Genomic DNA, 17,636 nt, shown 5'->3' with positions numbered 1-17,636 from the left:
GGTGATTTTGTCTATGGCAACGACGCTTCTGGAGACACCGGAAAAAACTGGACAAAAAGATGCGAAGCTTTTCGTTCCCGATTATGTCTTTGTAGAACCAAACGCACTGAATTATCCGCTTGGACAAGAGCTGTATAATCGTTTTCAACAAGAGGGAATCCCGATGCAAATGACAACAAGTCACAATCAGGTACGTGGGATACCTGGAGAAACGGATGTAGAAAAATATCGCAACGCCAAACGTACACTCGTGATTGGCGTACGGAAAACACTAAAATTCGAGACTTCGAAGCCTTCAGCAGAATACGCCATTCCACTGGCAACCGGCTGTGCAGCGCATTGCCATTATTGTTATCTAAATACAAATATCGGCTCCAAGCCTTATATCCGCGTCTACGTCAATACAGATGAAATCCTGACGCAGGCGGAAAAATACATTCAGGAGCGTCCAGGGGAAATTACCCGGTTTGAGGCCGCATGTACCTCTGACCCTGTCAGTATTGAGCACATTACCGGAAATCTGAAACGAGCGATTGAATTTATGGGACAGCAGGAATATGGTCGTCTGCGCTTCGTCACGAAATTCCATCATGTAGATTCCTTGCTGGATGCGAAGCATAACAAGCATACACGGTTCCGCTTCAGTATGAACGCCGATTATGTAATCAAAAATTTTGAACCGGGAACCTCTAGTTTTAGTCAACGGCTCGAAGCGGCAGGCAAGGTAGCTAGAGCGGGATATCCTTTAGGCTTTATTCTTGCGCCATTGTATTGGTTCGAAGGCTGGGAAGCAGGGTATACGGACTTGCTGGAAAGGCTTCGTGCCCAGCTGGTTCCAGAGGCATTAGATGATTTGACATTTGAACTGATCCAGCACAGATTCACGAAAATCGCTAAAAGCCTGATCCTGCAGCGTTATCCAAAAACGAAGCTGGAAATGAACGAGGACGAACGCAAATACAAATGGGGCAAGTATGGAAAGGGAAAATACGTCTACCCGGATGTGCAAGCAAAAGCGTTGCAGGGGCATCTGGAGCGGGAAATTGCCAGATTGTTTCCGCGGGCGCGGGTGGAGTATTTTACGTGACAAAAAGATGATGACAGAGAGCTGCTCTCGCTTGCGGAGCAGTTTTTTCCTTTTTTAGCCATAAATCGAATGCTTTCGACAAAAGATCGCACGCGTGCTAAAATATGGAGTGCTCTCATTTTCGTGAAAGGATTCGAAGCATACATGAAGTCCATATTAATAACTGTTGAAGGACCCATCGGCATCGGCAAAACATCTTTGTCACGGGAACTAAGTCGTGCATTTGACTTGCAGCTGCTGGAAGAAATCGTCTATGAAAATCCATTCTTAGGGAAGTTTTACGAAAACATTTCGGAATGGAGCTTTCAGCTCGAGATGTTTTTTTTGTGCAATCGTTACAAGCAATTGCAAGACATCCATACCAACTACTTAAACCAAGGCATCTCTGTTGTTTCTGATTACAATATTTTTAAAAATACTATTTTTTCCAAAAGGACATTGACGGGAGAAAACTTGCCCAAGTACTTGAAGATCTATGATATCTTGACAGCGGATCTGCCACAGGCGCATCTGGTGATTTATTTGACTGCTTCACTCGATACAGTCATGAATCGGATTGGCATGCGGGATCGGGAAATGGAGCGGACCATGGATGTTTCTTATATGGAGAATCTGATTGCCGATTACGACGAATTCATGGAAGAGTTTGAAAAGCATCATCCACAAGTACCTGTGATCAAATTTGATTGCGATGATCTTGATTTCGTTCATCGGCCAGAGGACTTGCGTTATGTGCTGGATCGTATCGAGCCGCAGATTCGCGCGTTGATGGGGTAAACGATCTGTTTTTGTTCGTTTGCAAGTATTGTGAATAAGGAGTTGCGTACATGTCTAGGTTTCAAAGCAGCCAAATCCGTGATAAATACGGAATACCGAGCAACGCGGTCATTACCATTGGAGGAACGGTTGGGGTGGGGAAGTCCACCTTTACACATGCTCTAGCGGAGCAGCTGGGTTTTCGTGTCTCCGTAGAAAAAGTGGATAATAATCCTTATTTGGGCCGGTATTATAACGATTTGTCGCGTTGGGGCTTTCATTTGCAAATTTTCTTTTTGGCTGAACGCTTCAAGGAACAGAAAAGAATGTTTGAGTATGGTGGAGGGTTTGTTCAGGATCGCTCCATTTATGAGGATACTGGCATTTTTGCTCGTATGCTGTATGAGCAAGGAAATATGACAGAAGAAGATTATCGCACTTATACAGAATTATTCGAAGCGATGGTGATGACACCATACTTCCCGCATCCTGATATTTTGATTTACTTGGAAGGAAGCTTTGACGATATTATTGACCGCGTAAAAGAGCGTGGACGTCCGATGGAGCAACAAACCCCCATTGATTACTGGAAAGACTTGTATGGGCGTTATGAAGATTGGATTCGTTCATTCCATGCTTGTCCTATTTTGCGAGTGAATATTAATGAGTACGATGTCGTGGATGACCCCGCATCCGTAGAGAATATTATTGCTCGCGTAGGTGAAAAAATTCGCATTGGACGAGCTACAAGGCTGTAAAACGAAAAAATGACACACCCCCTGGCTACGTATCTGTACGAAGCAGGGGGTGTTTTGTCTTTTATGCTTCTATCGCGCCCGATAGCCATCTAATAAAAGCGAGAGTGCTGCTTGGATGTCGGTAAGGGCCTGCTCCTGATCTGACATTTGCGCTACCCAGAGCACACCTTCGTTCATCGCACCGGACAGCAAGTGGGTCAAAGCGTTGATGGAAACCGGCTTGAGATACCCTCGTTGCTCCATATCCTGAAGCTGCTCCCGTAAAAGGCGCATGGAATGCTCTTCATCCATTTTGCGCCACGCGTCCCAGCCGACTACAGAGGGGCCGTCGATCAAAAGGATTCGTCTGTTCTGCTCTTCTACGGCTGAGGTCACAAAAGCGAGACAGCCGAAAAGCAGCTGCTCCCAAGGATCTTCGCTTTTTGCGGCTTCCACTTCCACGCGTTCGCCAATTTCTTTTTGAACAGAGGCAAGCACAGCCATAAACAAGCCTTCTTTATTGCCAAAATGATGGTAAAGTGCGCCGCGAGTAAGTCCAGCTGTCTTCACCATTTCCTCCATAGAGGCCTCAGCATAGCCGTATGTGGAAAAATAGTGTCTCGCAACCTCTGTCAGCTTGGTTATGGTCAGCTTTGCTTGTTCTGCTTTCGATGTTTTCATAGTGGGACATGCTCCTGTCTTTGCATCAAAGCTTGCTTAGGTCAGCGGATTGCTTTCGTTTGCGATATATTGGGTGCTAAAGTCCTCAGATGGCGGAATCACTGTAATGATATCAATCAATACACCGTTTGGATCAGAGGTAATAAAATGACGTTGTCCAAATGCCTCGTCCCTGATATCGAGATGGAGGGGGAGACCCACTTTTTTGATTAGCCTTTCGTATTCGGCGTCTACATCATCCACTTCAAAGTTCAAAATAAGGCCATGCGTATTTTGACGGAAGCCAGCAGGAATCGTAGTGTGTGTGGAATCCAGAATGGCCAGCTCAAAAGGAGGGATACTGTGATTGTTTTTCAGGCTCACATACCAATCTGCTTCAAACACGGGATCAAAGCCAAAATGCTCGATGTAAAAAGCCGAACTTGCAGTAACCTGTTCCGTTAGAATGACTGGATAAAAACTGTTCACTTTCATTCATGATCCACTCCTTATAATGGGAAGATACGTTTAATTTAACATACGTACTGTATGTATGTAAACAAAATACGAATGAAAGCAAGAGACTTTTTCACGGAATGCTTGGTCCTTTCTGCACTTTGGCTATCGGAAAACGCCTGCGGATAAACCCCACTGTGGTATAATAAGAACATCTTGGAAAGGTAAAGGAGCTCAGACATGGCAGAAGAATGGTTTGAACGCAGCTTTCGCGAAGATTACGTGCTTGTGTACCGGCATCGGGATGACTCGGCAGCCGATGGAGAGATCGCCAATTTGCTGGAACGATTGCCGATCAAAAGCACAGGACGGGTACTCGATCTTTGCTGTGGGAGCGGGCGTCATTCGCGTGCGCTGGCTCGCCGGGGGTACGACGTGGTTGGGGTGGATTTGTCCCCTGTCCTTTTGCAACTGGCTGAGGAACAGAACACATTTCCACAGCTAAGCTTTGCCCGCTGTGACATGCGCAATATACCTTATAAAGGCGAATTTGATATCGTCGTCAATTTATTCACCAGCTTTGGTTATTTCTCGTCCGATGAGGAAAATGCTACGGTCATCCGTAATATGTCTCAGGCGTTGAAAACGCAAGGCGAAGTGATTATCGATTATTTAAATCCAGCTTATGTAACTGCGAATTTGGTTGCCGAATCGACCAAGGAAGTCGGCGAGATGCTGATTAAAGAAAGACGTTGGATTGAAAATGGGTTCGTAAAAAAGCGCATTGAGATTCATGAGGGAGCAAACAGTGAGCCGCGTGAATATCACGAACAAGTTCGACTATTTGAGGTAGAACAAATGATTGCGATGCTTGAGCAAGCAGGCTTTGGGCAAATTCAAGTATTTGGGAATTATCAATTTGAAGAATATGTGGCAAACGAGTCACCACGTATGATTTTCTATGCAATAAAGCAGTAGGATAAAGCGGATAAGCGTGACTAACCTTTGCGTCTGGTGAATATGATGGTGTAACAACCGATTATCGGACAAAAGGAGGCGCCTTATATGAGCAGATTGTCTTTGGAGCAGGTCAAACTGTATTTAAGCAAGGTGCCAGGATGGAAGCTGGTTGAGGACAGGATGGCTTTATCCCGTACCTACCACTGTCGAGACTTTGCTGCTGCAATCAGCTTTGTCAATCGGGTAGCAGAGCTGCTTGAGCCGGACAGCCAGCATGTAGAGATACATCTCAATGGCGGGATCGTTACCTTTACACTGGCTACCCGGGAAGCAAAAGGCTTGACTGGAAAAGATTTTGCACTCGCTCAGACGATAAGCAAAGTAAGCTAAGAAACTGAAAGTAGCCGCTTCATTTTGAGGCGGTATTTCTTTTGCTTAAAGCCCATTGTTTGATATGATGGGCACTAAGAACAAATTTTCGGAGGGGTACTATAATGGAGATTCAACAACACGAGAAGCTACTAGGTATTTTGACAAATGAATTTGAAAAACAACTGGCATCGATTACGTTCACTCAATGGGATACCGATAGTGAACATGACGAAGAGGTAAGTGTATTTAAGGCACAGCTGGTAGGGGTCAAGCTGACTGCAAATGAATTCGAGGAAAAAGACTTGTTACTGCTTTTTACCGATGAGGAAAATGAGCCAGTCGAGATTTTGATGGAAATTCCGGGAGAAGAAGTAGACTTGGCTACTTATGCTGAGGGACGTCTCCAAATTTTTGGCACAGAAGCGGAGATTGTTTTGGAAAAATGAGAAAGAAGCATGCTTTTCGCTATGTCGGTACTCCTGACCCGATGACAGAGAGGGAAGGGTACCATTGTGAAAAATATATCAAGAAAAACAAAGACAAGATGGTCCAAAAAGGACAGTACTTGATTGACATCACAGCCCTATTATCTTTGTTTCATCTGGATTGTTGGAATTGTCGGAGTGTCCACCGGGAAACCTGCTGCGAAGGTGGACAACCCTATTCGGTAGAGGAATGGCAGATCCCGATCATCGAAAAGGAGATTCCTGAGATTTCGAGCCGACTTATGGATGAGCAAGTGAAAAAAAGTTTGCTGAAAGAAGGCGTATGGGATGAGCGGCAGCTTGCTGGCACGATTCAGATGTGGCACGGCAACTGCCTGTTTTATCAAGAAAACAACGGACGTTATGGGTGCGCGATCCATGCGTATGCGGAAAAACAAGGTCATGATGTGCATACACTAAAGCCGTTTAGCTGTCAGCTGTACCCTATCGATCTGATTGATACAGGTGAGCACGTTTTATTGACTGCTGTTACCGAGGAGACCTCTTCCTTCTCTCGCTGGGGGACGGATTATTTGGAGCAATTTTATTGTGCGAGCCAGGAGCGTAGACGACTTGCGGTTCATCTAAGCGACGAATTGTTTGCTCTAGACGGCTACCGTCCAGCATACGAATGGAATCTGCCATTCCTTCGCTATTTGCTACAAGAAGAAGCGGAGGAAGTTGAAAAAATTCTGTCAAATCGCTACAACCAGCTAAGTGCGCAAGCATGATTGGAACCGTCCTAGTCATATGTTATGATGGGTTTGGCTTGAAGTAGATTTGCAAAGGAGTAACATAAATGAACGTCAAGACAACACAAGAATCTCGTACAATCCAAGCATCCTTGGTACAACCATCGGACACGAATTATCATGGGACGATTTTTGGTGGAACGATGATGGCATATGTAGATGAAGTCGCTGCAATTGCTGCGATGCGTCACTCCAGACGTCCTGTCGTAACGGCTTCCATAGATTCCATAGATTTTCTCGCTCCGGTAAAAATGGGTCACTCCATTTGTCTTGAAGCATTTGTCTCCTCGACTGGCAGAACCTCGATGGAGATATTTGTGAAGGTGATTTCCGAGAATTTGCAGTCAGGCGAGCGTGTACTCACGGCGACCTCGTTTCTTACATTCGTAGCACTTGATGAAGAGGGGAATCCGACTGAAGTACCAGCAGTCGCTCCTGAAACAGAAGAAGAGAAAAACCTCATGGCTTCGGCAGATGAGCGCAAAAAAATGCGCAAGGAGCGTAAAAGCAATACCCAAGCTTTTATCAGCACATTATCTGTTGAGAAAACCATTTAATTTTGGTATGGATTCACCCTGAGCGACAGTTCGCTCAGGGCGCTCTACATTTTCAAACCTGGGAGGAATGGGAATGAAGTACCGGAGACTAGGCAAAACTGATCTGAAGGTTTCGGTTATTGGGGTAGGAACTTGGCAATTTGGAGGCGAGTGGGGGGTAGACTTCACCCAAGCCGAGGTTGATCAAATTCTGGATAAAGCAAAAGAATGGGGAATCAACCTCATCGATACCGCTGAATGCTATGGCGACCATTTGTCAGAAAAGCTGATTGGTGAGTATTTGAAAAAGGATCAACGTGAGGATTGGATTGTGGCTACTAAATTTGGCCATCATTTTCATGAGCGGTTTACAAGGACAAATGACTACTCGGCACAATCTGTTCTCCAGCAATTAGATCAATCGCTCAAAGCACTGCAAACGGACTATATTGATCTTTATCAATTCCATTCGGGGCCAGACGAGGCGTTTGACAATGACGAGCTGTGGACGATGCTAGACAAGCAGATCAGCGCAGGGAAAATCAGACATCTTGGTCTGTCTATCGCTAAAAATGATAATCTACATCAGACAGCTTCGGCATCCAGAATCAACGCTCAAACGATACAGATCGTTTACAATCGTTTGGACAGAAAGCCGGAACAAGATGTGTTTGCTTCCTGCCAAGAACAGAATTTGGGCGTATTGGCTCGTGTGCCGCTGGCTAGTGGCTACCTGAGCGGAAAGTATAAGCCAGGAACCGTTTTTGCTGGTAATGACGTTCGTCATCGCCACGACCAGGAACAAGTTCGCCATTTGCTTTCCCAAGTGGAAGAAATCAAGCAACAGGAAGTTCCTGCTGGCATGGATATGGCGCAATGGGCGTTAGCATGGTGCTTGAAGCATCCTGCTGTGACGACTGTGATCCCGGGCAGCAAAAGCCCGGCACAGGTGGTGGCAAATGCTAAAGCAGCTGACTATGTTACGGAAGACCATCCACAAGACGTTCGCTAATAAGCATGAAAAAGGAGGAGCCAGATGTCACGGCTTCTCCTTTTTTCTGCTTTAATCTAAAAAACGGGATTTGATCTGCGGAGTGGGCAGCATGCATTGCTCGGCTTTGCCCATCCAGCGATAACGATTTCGCGCCACCCAGTCATAAACGACATTGCGAAGTGAGCGAGGAAAAAGCTGTGCTACCGTCGAGAGGATCGGCCATCCACCCGAAAGCTTCTTTCCTACGCGTAAAACCGCGTCTGATTTACTGAAAAGTCGTCCGTTGGAGATGAATACGACCGAGGACATTTCGCTTTCCGGATAGTCAAAAGAACGGAGCAGCTCTTGCCCTTTTTCCGATTGTAGCGAGGCAAAATGAATATGTCCCTTTGGATCTCGCTTTACTATAAACTGAACGGCACCGTGGCACAAATGACAGACCCCGTCAAAAAGTAAAATATGATCAGGTTGTTCTGGTGGATGCGACTGTTTCAATTGGCAGCCCTCCAAATGATGCTTTTTATTCCTACCTTTATTTTACCAGAGAACGGCTGTCATTTGTGTGAACGGTAGGTCCCGTTTTTACTAAATCAGAACGTATTAACTTCACGCATCTGCATCCTGATTTCGTAAGAATAACCTTCCGCTAAAACGCGGTCGCTCCACCATGAGGAGGCCAGGGTAGAGGTCTCTTATTCCGCTACGAAAGCAACGGCACCTTGCTGGATAAGCTCCTCCGCTTTTGTGAGATCGGGATGCATTTCGCGGTCTTCCTGCAAGCGAGAAATGACCGAACGAAGCTTTTGATAAGCGTATCCTGTTCCCACACCCAATTTTCCTGTCCCAAAGTCGATCGCTTGTGCTGCTGCCAAATACTCGATCGCAAGTACCTTGATGGTATTGGCAACGACGGTCCGTAGCTTGCGTGCGGAGGTAGTGCCCATACTGACGTGATCCTCCTGGTTGGCCGAGGAAGGGATTGAGTCGACAGATGCAGGGTGGCACAGCACTTTATTTTCAGAAACAATGGAAGCGGCTACATATTGTGTGATCATAAAGCCGGAGTGAAGTCCGCCGTTTTCTGTCAAAAATCCTGGGAGTCCGCTAAGCTGCGGGTTGACGAGACGCTCTGTACGCCGCTCAGAAATATTGGCTAGCTCAGCTACGGCAATTGCTAAAAAGTCCGCAGCAAAGGCCATTGGTTGACCGTGAAAATTCCCACCTGAAATGATATCGCCTGTTTCTGTGAACAGCACCGGGTTATCGGTAACACTGTTGCATTCGCGTGTAACCGTCGTCCAGACGTACTCGAGCGTATCGCGTGTAGCACCATGTACTTGCGGAATGCATCGCAGGCTGTATGGATCTTGGACGCGCAATTCGCCTTGTGCGGTCGTGCGCTCGCTGCCCGCCAGATGTTGAAGTAAGCGTTTGGCGGACTCCTGTTGACCTGGATGAGGGCGAACAAGATGGAGCTGGGGGTCAAAAGCTTTTGGGATTCCGCGAAGAGCCTCGATTGTCATCGACGCAATTACCTCTGCGCTTTCCAGGGCGACCCGCGAGTCATACAGGGCAAGGCACAATTGAGCAGTCATCGCTTGGGTTCCGTTAATGAGAGCAAGACCTTCCTTTGCTTGTAGACGAATCGGAGCGAGTCCGACCGCAAGCAGGGCATCGCTTCCAGCCAAAAGCTTACCGTTTACTGTTGCCTGTCCTTTGCCGAGCATTACTAACACCATATGAGCCAGAGGTGCGAGATCCCCACTAGCACCCAGCGAGCCTTGCTGCGGGATGACAGGGTGAACACCGCGATTGCACATTTCCACCAGATGCAATAGTGTTTCCTCGCGGATGCCAGAGAAGCCTTTGGCAAGAGCATTGATTCTAAGCGCCATCATCGCACGTACGACATCTGTCGGATAAGGCTCTCCCATCCCGCAAGCGTGGCTCATGATGAGATTTTCCTGTAGTCTAGCTGCGTCCTCGCCTTGGATCATGACATCTGAGAATTTGCCAAAGCCCGTGGTAATGCCATAAACTACACGCTGTTCATCGACCATCTTCTCGACCATGGCCCGAGATTGACGGACTTTTTCTATCGCCTCTGGCGTGAGTTCAATGGGGGAAGTGTTACGTGCAATGGAAATTACTTCTTCGATTCGGAGTTGATTCCCATCCATTTTTACGAGTGCGGGTTGCTTGTTCATGTTTGTTTTTCCTCCTTTAGCAGAGCAGAGAACGAAAAGAAAGAGGGGTTAGGATAAAATATCCTAACCCCTCTTTCCGGGTGTATATGCGATTGGTAAAACGTGAAAGCCTGAAGCTTGTGCCCGGCGACATACGTTTTTCCTCACTTTCTTTCGCTCACATGCATCTGTCTGATTATTATCACTTGTCGTTTTATTGTAACCGATGAATTCGTGCAGTCAAGATGTATATTGTCACGGCGACTGCACTAATTTGAAAAAAACGGGCTTAGTCCATTTTTGTAAACTGGGCAAGTGTCGTTTCTTGAGCGGGATATATGTCATACCATGTACTGTGTTAGTTTATCCGAAAGGACGTGTATGATTCCGTGGAAAAGCGACGTAAAATGCCGCCTATGCCTCCTGCACAGCCGAGGCGTCCTAAAGAAATGCCGAAGCCGCCTTCCTCAAGTATGCCAATGCCATCACCTATGCTGCCGTCTCCTTCGATGCCATCACCGGTTAATCCTTCACCGATGAAACCGTCACCAATGAATCCATCTTCTGAAATGCCCAGTCCACAACCGGTAAAGCCAGTGCGCCCCATGCCGCAAAGACCAATCATGCCTGCGCCCAATCCAAACATACCGAAGACACCGAACCGGATGCCAGCAAATCCAATGCCACCAAACATTCGCCCATCCAATCCAATGCCACCAAACATTCGCCCATCCAATCCAATGCCACCAAATATGAGACCATCAAACCCAATGCCGCCAAACATGCGCCCATCCAACCCAATGCCGCCAAACATGCGCCCATCAAACCCGATGCCACCGAACATGAGACCATCAAACCCGATGCCACCGAACATGAGACCATCCAATCCAATCCTGCCTAACCGCAGACCTGCCAACCCCATGCCTCCTAGTTCGATGATGCCTAACAGAAGACCACCAAATGCGCCACCAAATGCATCACCAAATGCGATGCCCCCAAGACATAGAATAGAATCTGGCATGGAAGTAGAACTGTACTTGTTCAAATTCCAGTTCCACATGGACCGGATGCAATATTTTCACCATAAATGCGAAAAACACCGCGATAATCGCCGTAAATACAACGAATACCGCAAGCACTACAGACACCATCAGCGGAGAATGAAGCATTATCACGATCGTTGCCAATCCTGGCATCATAAAGGCAGCAGCTCGGCAGGACGCGGTTCGTCCTCATCGTTCGGGTACAGACATTCCTCGTCGGGACAACACGACTGCAGCTGTGATTGCGGTTGTTCCTTCTAAAATGCTCCAAACATATCAAAGAACGCCAGCTCATACACTGGCGTTCTTTGACGTTTTTTTGTCAGGTTTGTTCCGCGAATGCTTCGACACTAATTCCTTTTTTCTTCAATTCGCGGCGCAGCGTCAGGAGGGCATCATCTTTGTTTTTGCATTCCAGGATGATATCTACGTTGTAATTGCTCAGGGCGGAGGCGAATTGGATGAATTGATCCACGTCAATATTATCGGCATGAGCGCGGAATTCTCGTTCTGACTTTGGCGACGACAGATGCATTTTTGGTGTGCGGTCTCCCCAGGTTTGAATGATTCTCGGCAAGTATTCAACCCAGTCTTCACCATCTGAATGACACATGTGGTGATGGATATCAAAAACCATAGGAATACCAAGTCGTTCGGCCAGCTCCAGAACCTCACGCATCGTGAAGGAGGTATCGTCATTTTCCAGCACAAGCCGTTTTTTTACTGACTCTGGCAGATGCTCAAAATTGCTCGCAAACCGATCCAGAGAAGATGGCTTATCGTTAAACACACCGCCGACATGAGTGACTAATACCGAGTTGTCGTCTAATCCGAGCAAGTCAAATACACGCGCATGATAGGAAAAATCTGCAATCGTCGATTCAACGACAGCTGGTTTATCGCTATTGAGAATATTGAAATGGCCTGGATGGGCTGTCATACGAATTCCGTTTTTGCGAATGAATTCCCCGGCTTTTTGAAAGTCCCACTCAAACTCTTTGGCCCAATCCCATTCAGCTGAAACCTGGTGAGTGGCTAGGGGAACAAACTCCGAGGGAAGCCGATACAAAAAAATTTGCCTTTCTACATTGTAAGCAAGAAGATCCAGCAAATTAAAGAAATTGGTCTGCAATACTTGACGTAATTTTTTCAGTCTCGCTTGAGGCTCCAGCTTGTTCACCTGGGCAACAGTCGTTTTTTTGTTTGGATTGTTTTTGGTGTTTACGCTAATGCAGGCATAGCCCAAACGGATCAAGGAATTCCCTCCCTTTAAAGGCAGCGTCGTGATGTTAGTATTCCCGATGCTTCCTCTGATGCTTTGCCTGAAAACTTCCCATCCAAGGGATAACCTTCACAAGTGTCTTTTAGACCAACCCAATTGGTATAGCCTCCATTTTAAAACGTAAAATGTACTAATCCAGCCGCCTGGTCATGTAGAAAAATGTAGGAGAAAAGGAGGGAAAGGTATGCTCTGGCTTGGCGCGATTCTAATCCTGGTTACCATTGGTGTTGCTGTAGCGATTGGCTACCGAGCTAACGAAAACGTTCGCAAATTTGATGAAAGCAAGCACGAAAGCTTTATCGGCTCCAAATCGAATTCGTAATCGGGGGAGGGATAACGAATGAAGCCGGGAAAAGAGCACCAGCTACTCGAGGACAAAAAAGACCTGAATAAATTTGGCTATGCACAAGAGCTTTTGCGAGACATGGGTGGATTTTCTAATTTTGCCATTTCGTTTTCCATTATTTCCATTTTAACAGGCGCCGTTTCTCTTTACGGACATGGACTGTTTTATGGTGGCTCAGGCATGATGGGGTTCGGCTGGACAATTGTAGCGTTGTTTGTCATTTTGATTGCAGCATCCATGTCCGAGCTAGCATCAGCAATTCCAACAGCAGGGGCATTGTATCACTGGGCAGCGATTTTAGGGAGTAAAAGATGGGGATGGTATACCGCCTGGATTAACCTGATCGGGCAAATCGGAATTGTGGCAGGGATTGATTACTCCTTTTCCTTGTTCGCTGATCCGCTACTCGCAAGTGCTTTTGGCTATACCTCAACAGAGACGACAACTTTGATCCTGTTTGGCATTACCTTGCTGCTCCATGGGACATTCAATCACATTGGCATCAGACTGGTCGCAAGGCTCAACGATTTTTCCGCGTGGTATCATATCGGCGTTGTCGTCATTCTGGTTGGCAGTCTTGTATTTTTCTCACGTCACGAGCTACAACCACTCGACTATCTTTTCCAGGTCGGTCAAACCTTTTCTGATAAACCGTATGCCATCGCCTTTTTAATTGGTCTTTTGCAAGCGCAGTGGACGTTTACCGGGTACGATGCTTCCGCTCACACGATTGAAGAAACGATTAATCCACGGGTTCGCGCAGCCTGGGGGATTTTCACTTCAGTGGCCTTTTCCTTTATTTTTGGTTTTATCATGCTCGCATTTGTCACGCTTTCCATCAAGAATGCAGCTGCCGCTAGTGAGGCAGATAATGCATTCATTTACGTCATTAGTGAAGCGTTGGGCGGAACATTTGGTTCGGTTATATTATGGCTGGTTACGTTTGCGATGTGGTTCTGCGGTCTGGCTTCTATTACCTCCTTCTCTCGCATGCTATATGCGTTTTCACGTGACAAAGGGATGCCGTGGAGTCGTCATTGGGCTGAGATATCCAGAAAATACAGGACCCCGGCAAAAGCGATTTGGCTCGTCATTATTCTTTCCTTTGCCCTCGCCTTGTTTGATTACATTATCAAAACAATAAATCCGAACACAACCTATACGACACTTGCCTTTTTGACAGCCGTTAGCGTCGTAGGGCTCTATGTAGCCTATGGTGTACCGCTATATTTGAAGCTACGTGCAGAGGCGAATGGGCTATTTCAGAAAAAGCATTACGGTCCGTGGAGCTTGGGAAGCTGGAGCAAGCCTATTAACGTTCTGAGCCTTATCTGGATCGTGTTTATTTGCGTCATGATGGTGATTCCACCGAATGAAACAGCAGGCTATGCCCTGATCGGGATGTTCGTTGTGCTTTTGATTATGGATGTGGCGTATTACAAAAAGCATTTTGAGGGTCCCCAGGCAGCACTTGGCACTTCTGATGAAGAGATCGAGCGGCAAGAAGCAAAATTTACAGAGTAATAGCTCGCAAAAAACAGTAGCTCCCGTTAGCCAAATTATTTTGGCAATGGGGGCTATTTTTGCATAAGGGAAGTCTGGCAGCGAGACCATAAGAGAATGAACACAGATGGAAGGGATGGAGAGAGAATGAACCATAAGCGTTGGAGTGCGGTTGTTTTTGGAGGCGCACTTTTGATGTCTCCAGCAAATTGTCTAGCAGCAGAGATTTCACATCCTGTTGAAGCTGCAAGCTGTTATGCCATCCATAGATTGGGGGAAGGCGAGCAAAAACCAAATCGTTATGAGGTAGCAGGAATTACTAATCCGGCTGCGTTTGAAGCGTTTTTTGGCCAATTGCAACAGGCAGTAAAAAGAGGAGACAAGAACAAGGTAGCCAAACACGTGAAATATCCGCTCCGTGTAAACAAAGAGGGTGCAAGCCGTTTTGTCCACGATGAAGAACAATTTTTGACAGAATATGATCAGATTATGACCGGAAACGTGAGACAGGCGCTACTCCAGCAAAACGTGACGAATACATTTGTCAATGCTCAAGGCGTGATGGTTGGTGACGGTGAACTTTGGCTGGGCCAATTTGGAAGTGAATTTGGCATTTTTGCTATTAATTTGTGAAATGTAAGGGTTTACAAAGCGAATAATTTAAAGATCACTCAATAAATTTTTTTTATCGTTTTTATTGTTTATTTAGAATGGACATAATCGCCGAATAATTCTAAAATAACTTATAAATAGACAAGCTAGGAGGATAAAACTGTAAAAGTATCCGCCTGAAATGGACATTTGTTATTTTTAAAAAAGCATGATAAAATTCACATCAAGCTATTTTTTTTAATTTTACTTAACTAATCAAAGGTAGTACGTTTGACTGGGTAAAAGGAGTGGATAACATGAGTTGGAATGCAGAGAAGCTGGCTGCCGAGGTAGCGGAGCAGGTGGTTGCTTGGCGCAGATATCTTCATCAACATCCGGAATTATCGTTCCAGGAAGACAAGACGTCTCAATTTGTGTATGAAACGTTAGAATCTTTTGGTAATTTAGAGCTGTCCCGTCCGACGAAGACGAGTATCGTTGCTCGGCTCATAGGTTCCGAGCCTGGCAAGGTGCTGGGAATACGTGCAGATATCGACGCCCTGCCGATTCATGAGGAAAATCAAGTGCCTTATGCTTCTAACCAGCCGGGTGTTATGCATGCGTGTGGACATGATGGTCATACGGCTATGCTGCTGGGTGCAGCCAAGATTCTTTCAGGCTACAAAGACAAGATCAAAGGTGAAGTACGTTTCATTTTCCAGCATGCGGAAGAGTTGCCACCAGGTGGAGCTGCTGAAATCGTGAGATCTGGAGCAGCTGATGGCATGGACTCGATCATCGGAATTCACTTGGCGTCTTATTTGCCAGTTGGCAAGTTCGGTGTTTTATATGGGGCTCTGACGTCCTCCACAGATCGTTTTGACATTACGATCCAAGGAAAAGGCGGTCACTCGTCCCAACCGGAAATGACAGTCGATCCAATCGTGATTGGTGCTTCTGTTATCAGCCATTTGCAGCAAATTGTCTCTCGTAATGTGAGTGCACTCGACAAAGTCGTGATTTCCGTAACCATGCTGAATGCAGGAACAGCCTACAACATCATTCCAGACACGCTGACCATCACAGGCTCTACGCGTTGCTTCGATGAGGAAATCCGCAAGAATATTCCGATCTGGATTGAGAAAATTGTCAAAGGCATTACAGACGCACATGGAGCGTCTTATGAGTTTACGTATTCACTGGGCTACACTTCCGTTGTCAACGATCAAAACGTGACGAAGCTGATGGAAGATACGATTCGGGAGCGTTGGGGAGAAGAAGATATTGTTTTCATTGACCCAGTTATGCCAGGAGAGGACTTCTCCGAGTATCTGAAAAAAGCGCCAGGGTGCTTCATTCAATTGGGCGCAGGGAATCCGGAAAAAGGCTTTACTTATCCGCATCACCATCCGCGGTTTGATTTTGATGAGGATTGTCTCGTCCGCGGCGTAGAGCTGTTCATTCGTGCAGCGGAAAAAGTAGTAATGGAATAACAGAAAAGACCGAACTGGGGGAAGATTATGACTGAGGGACGCGCTAATGTGTACAAGCTCCATATACTTGTGCTTGCACTTGTGGCAGTGACGGAGTTTATCGGAACAAAGAAAATCAACATAGGCATCGGTGTCATCGCGTTGTTTCCCATGTTGTATGCACTTGTTTTAGGAGGCGTGATCAGCTGGCCTAAATTTAAGTTTCTGAAAGAGAAAGAAATGAACGCCGCGGCCAATATTTTGGGAATCTCCTTCCTCCTCTTTATTGCCAAGCTGGGAGCAAACATCGGACCTGAGCTGCCAAAGCTGCTTGGTTCTGGCGTATCGCTGCTCGTACAGGAAGTTGGCCACATTGTAGGTACGATTGCTCTGGGCTTGCCTGTTGCTTTGTGGCTCGGTTTGAAGCGTGAATCGATCGGGGCTACGTATTCTCTCGACCGTGAACCAAACCTCGCGATTATCGTTGACAAATTCGGAGCGAATTCTGCGGAAGCACGCGGAGCATTGGGAGTTTATATTTGCGGAACCTTGTTTGGTGCCATTTATATGTCTATTTTAGCGAGTCTGTTAGGAAGTAGTGGACTGTTTCACCCGATTTCCTTGGCGATGGGAGCCGCGGTTGGTTCAGGAAGTATGATGGCAGCAGCAACTGGATCACTCGCTGTTATTTTCCCGGAAGCAACAAAAGAAATCGCTTTTTACTCGGGTGCAGCTAACTTGATGATGAGTATTGTCGGAACTTATGTGTGTATCTTCATTTCGTTGCCTCTCACTCAGCGCTTGTACAAATGGCTTGAGCCTGTTCTCGGACGCAAAAATGCTTCCTCTACAGAAGGAGGTAGACGTAGCGCATGAATCAAGTACTGACCATTTTACTCATTGGACTCATCGCTCTTATCGGAAACTGGATCGGATACGGAGTAGGACCAGCAGAAGGATTGCCAGGTATTTTGCTCCTCGCAGTAGTTACCTTGATCGGGATGGGCTTCACCAAAATTTTGCCATTCAAATCTCCTGTGATTGTCTGGATTTCGTTGTTCGCTATGATCGCAACATCTCCAATCTTCCCAGGAAATGAATATTTCGCAGCATCGATTGCGAAGATCAATTTGTTGGCACTTGCTACACCGATTCTCGCTTACGCAGGTCTGTCTTTAGGGAAGGACATTCACTTGTTTAAAGAGCTCAGCTGGAGGATTGTTGTCGTATCACTGGTTGTCTTCACCGGAACATTCTTGTTTGCAACACTGTTTGCAGAAATAGTATTCAAAATTCAAGAAAAATTTTAGTTTCCACACAACATTATTGAACCTCTGTGAGCAGCTTCAAGCTTATGGAGGTTTTTTCCAATCGCATCGATCCAGCTTGGCACACAAGCTGAGGACGGACCCCGCAGA

General features: G+C 46.3%; 21 protein-coding genes. 15 read left to right on the top strand and 6 right to left on the bottom strand.

Annotation, left to right across the window (positions count from 1 at the left end; translation table 11 throughout):
- Positions 1-13: 13 nt before the first annotated feature.
- The 3 genes from splB (at position 14) to SB752_RS26750 (ending at position 2,601) form a co-directional block, all read left to right on the top strand.
- Positions 14-1,087 carry a spore photoproduct lyase gene (gene splB, locus SB752_RS26760; RefSeq protein ID WP_410718516.1) on the top strand — a complete coding sequence of 358 codons (1,074 nt, stop codon included), beginning with the start codon at positions 14-16 and terminating at the stop codon, positions 1,085-1,087.
- 144 nt (positions 1,088-1,231) lie between these two features.
- Complete coding sequence (locus SB752_RS26755) at positions 1,232-1,864, top strand: deoxynucleoside kinase (RefSeq protein ID WP_410718515.1); 633 nt, start codon at positions 1,232-1,234, stop codon at positions 1,862-1,864.
- A 50-nt stretch (positions 1,865-1,914) separates the two neighbouring features.
- Positions 1,915-2,601, top strand: coding sequence for a deoxynucleoside kinase (locus SB752_RS26750; protein ID WP_103108682.1), 687 nt, complete (start codon positions 1,915-1,917; stop codon positions 2,599-2,601).
- A 69-nt stretch (positions 2,602-2,670) separates the two neighbouring features.
- Here SB752_RS26750 and SB752_RS26745 read toward each other — a convergent pair whose 3' ends face one another.
- Entirely contained in the window at positions 2,671-3,261 is a 591-nt protein-coding gene (locus tag SB752_RS26745) for a TetR/AcrR family transcriptional regulator (protein WP_410718514.1), read from the bottom strand.
- Between the two features lie 36 nt (positions 3,262-3,297).
- Complete coding sequence (locus tag SB752_RS26740) at positions 3,298-3,735, bottom strand: VOC family protein (protein ID WP_410718513.1); 438 nt, start codon at positions 3,733-3,735, stop codon at positions 3,298-3,300.
- Positions 3,736-3,936: 201 nt separating this feature from the next.
- Between SB752_RS26740 and SB752_RS26735 the strand changes: the two genes are divergently transcribed.
- From SB752_RS26735 to SB752_RS26710, 6 genes are all read left to right on the top strand, one after another.
- Positions 3,937-4,674: a class I SAM-dependent methyltransferase gene (locus SB752_RS26735; RefSeq protein ID WP_410718512.1), complete on the top strand. Its 738-nt coding sequence runs from the start codon at positions 3,937-3,939 to the stop codon at positions 4,672-4,674.
- A gap of 87 nt (positions 4,675-4,761) precedes the next feature.
- A complete protein-coding gene (locus tag SB752_RS26730; protein WP_103108678.1) occupies positions 4,762-5,046 on the top strand; it encodes a 4a-hydroxytetrahydrobiopterin dehydratase in 285 nt (94 codons plus the stop codon).
- Between the two features lie 104 nt (positions 5,047-5,150).
- Positions 5,151-5,474 carry a hypothetical protein gene (locus SB752_RS26725; protein ID WP_410718511.1) on the top strand — a complete coding sequence of 108 codons (324 nt, stop codon included), beginning with the start codon at positions 5,151-5,153 and terminating at the stop codon, positions 5,472-5,474.
- Positions 5,471-6,244, top strand: a complete 774-nt coding sequence (locus tag SB752_RS26720) for a DUF3109 family protein (RefSeq protein WP_410718510.1) — start codon at positions 5,471-5,473, stop codon at positions 6,242-6,244. Before SB752_RS26725 ends, SB752_RS26720 begins: the two co-directional genes overlap by 4 nt.
- 68 nt (positions 6,245-6,312) lie before the next feature.
- Positions 6,313-6,822, top strand: coding sequence for an acyl-CoA thioesterase (locus tag SB752_RS26715; RefSeq protein ID WP_410718509.1), 510 nt, complete (start codon positions 6,313-6,315; stop codon positions 6,820-6,822).
- Positions 6,823-6,895: 73 nt separating this feature from the next.
- Positions 6,896-7,813: an aldo/keto reductase gene (locus SB752_RS26710; protein ID WP_410718508.1), complete on the top strand. Its 918-nt coding sequence runs from the start codon at positions 6,896-6,898 to the stop codon at positions 7,811-7,813.
- Between the two features lie 51 nt (positions 7,814-7,864).
- On the opposite strand, the gene SB752_RS26705 is transcribed toward SB752_RS26710, so the two are convergent.
- The 4 genes from SB752_RS26705 to uvsE all read right to left on the bottom strand — a co-directional run bounded on the left by SB752_RS26705 (position 7,865) and on the right by uvsE (position 12,279).
- Positions 7,865-8,305, bottom strand: coding sequence for a thiol-disulfide oxidoreductase DCC family protein (locus tag SB752_RS26705; protein ID WP_410718507.1), 441 nt, complete (start codon positions 8,303-8,305; stop codon positions 7,865-7,867).
- A gap of 182 nt (positions 8,306-8,487) precedes the next feature.
- Positions 8,488-10,002, bottom strand: coding sequence for a histidine ammonia-lyase (hutH, locus tag SB752_RS26700; RefSeq protein WP_410718506.1), 1,515 nt, complete (start codon positions 10,000-10,002; stop codon positions 8,488-8,490).
- A gap of 337 nt (positions 10,003-10,339) precedes the next feature.
- On the bottom strand, positions 10,340-11,026 hold the full coding sequence (locus tag SB752_RS26695) for a hypothetical protein (RefSeq protein ID WP_410718505.1): 687 nt from the start codon (positions 11,024-11,026) through the stop codon (positions 10,340-10,342).
- 320 nt (positions 11,027-11,346) lie between these two features.
- Entirely contained in the window at positions 11,347-12,279 is a 933-nt protein-coding gene (gene uvsE, locus SB752_RS26690) for a UV DNA damage repair endonuclease UvsE (protein ID WP_410718504.1), read from the bottom strand.
- 211 nt (positions 12,280-12,490) lie between these two features.
- Between uvsE and SB752_RS26685 the strand changes: the two genes are divergently transcribed.
- The 6 genes from SB752_RS26685 to SB752_RS26660 all read left to right on the top strand — a co-directional run bounded on the left by SB752_RS26685 (position 12,491) and on the right by SB752_RS26660 (position 17,528).
- Positions 12,491-12,628, top strand: coding sequence for a hypothetical protein (locus tag SB752_RS26685; protein WP_410718503.1), 138 nt, complete (start codon positions 12,491-12,493; stop codon positions 12,626-12,628).
- An 18-nt stretch (positions 12,629-12,646) separates the two neighbouring features.
- On the top strand, positions 12,647-14,176 hold the full coding sequence (locus tag SB752_RS26680; protein WP_410718502.1) for an amino acid permease: 1,530 nt from the start codon (positions 12,647-12,649) through the stop codon (positions 14,174-14,176).
- A gap of 126 nt (positions 14,177-14,302) precedes the next feature.
- Positions 14,303-14,788, top strand: coding sequence for a hypothetical protein (locus SB752_RS26675; protein ID WP_410718501.1), 486 nt, complete (start codon positions 14,303-14,305; stop codon positions 14,786-14,788).
- A 275-nt stretch (positions 14,789-15,063) separates the two neighbouring features.
- The gene (locus SB752_RS26670; protein ID WP_410718500.1) at positions 15,064-16,239 is read left to right on the top strand and encodes an amidohydrolase; all 1,176 of its coding nucleotides are present in this window, start codon (positions 15,064-15,066) and stop codon (positions 16,237-16,239) included.
- Positions 16,240-16,266: 27 nt separating this feature from the next.
- Positions 16,267-17,094 carry a DUF3100 domain-containing protein gene (locus SB752_RS26665; protein ID WP_410718499.1) on the top strand — a complete coding sequence of 276 codons (828 nt, stop codon included), beginning with the start codon at positions 16,267-16,269 and terminating at the stop codon, positions 17,092-17,094.
- On the top strand, positions 17,091-17,528 hold the full coding sequence (locus tag SB752_RS26660; RefSeq protein WP_410718498.1) for a hypothetical protein: 438 nt from the start codon (positions 17,091-17,093) through the stop codon (positions 17,526-17,528). Before SB752_RS26665 ends, SB752_RS26660 begins: the two co-directional genes overlap by 4 nt.
- Positions 17,529-17,636 lie beyond the last annotated feature (108 nt).

Source organism: Brevibacillus sp. SIMBA_040, from assembly GCF_046535075.1.
GTDB lineage: Bacteria > Bacillota > Bacilli > Brevibacillales > Brevibacillaceae > Brevibacillus.
The sequence above is the reverse complement of the archived record's forward strand: the minus strand, read 5'-3'. Positions and strand labels throughout refer to the sequence as shown.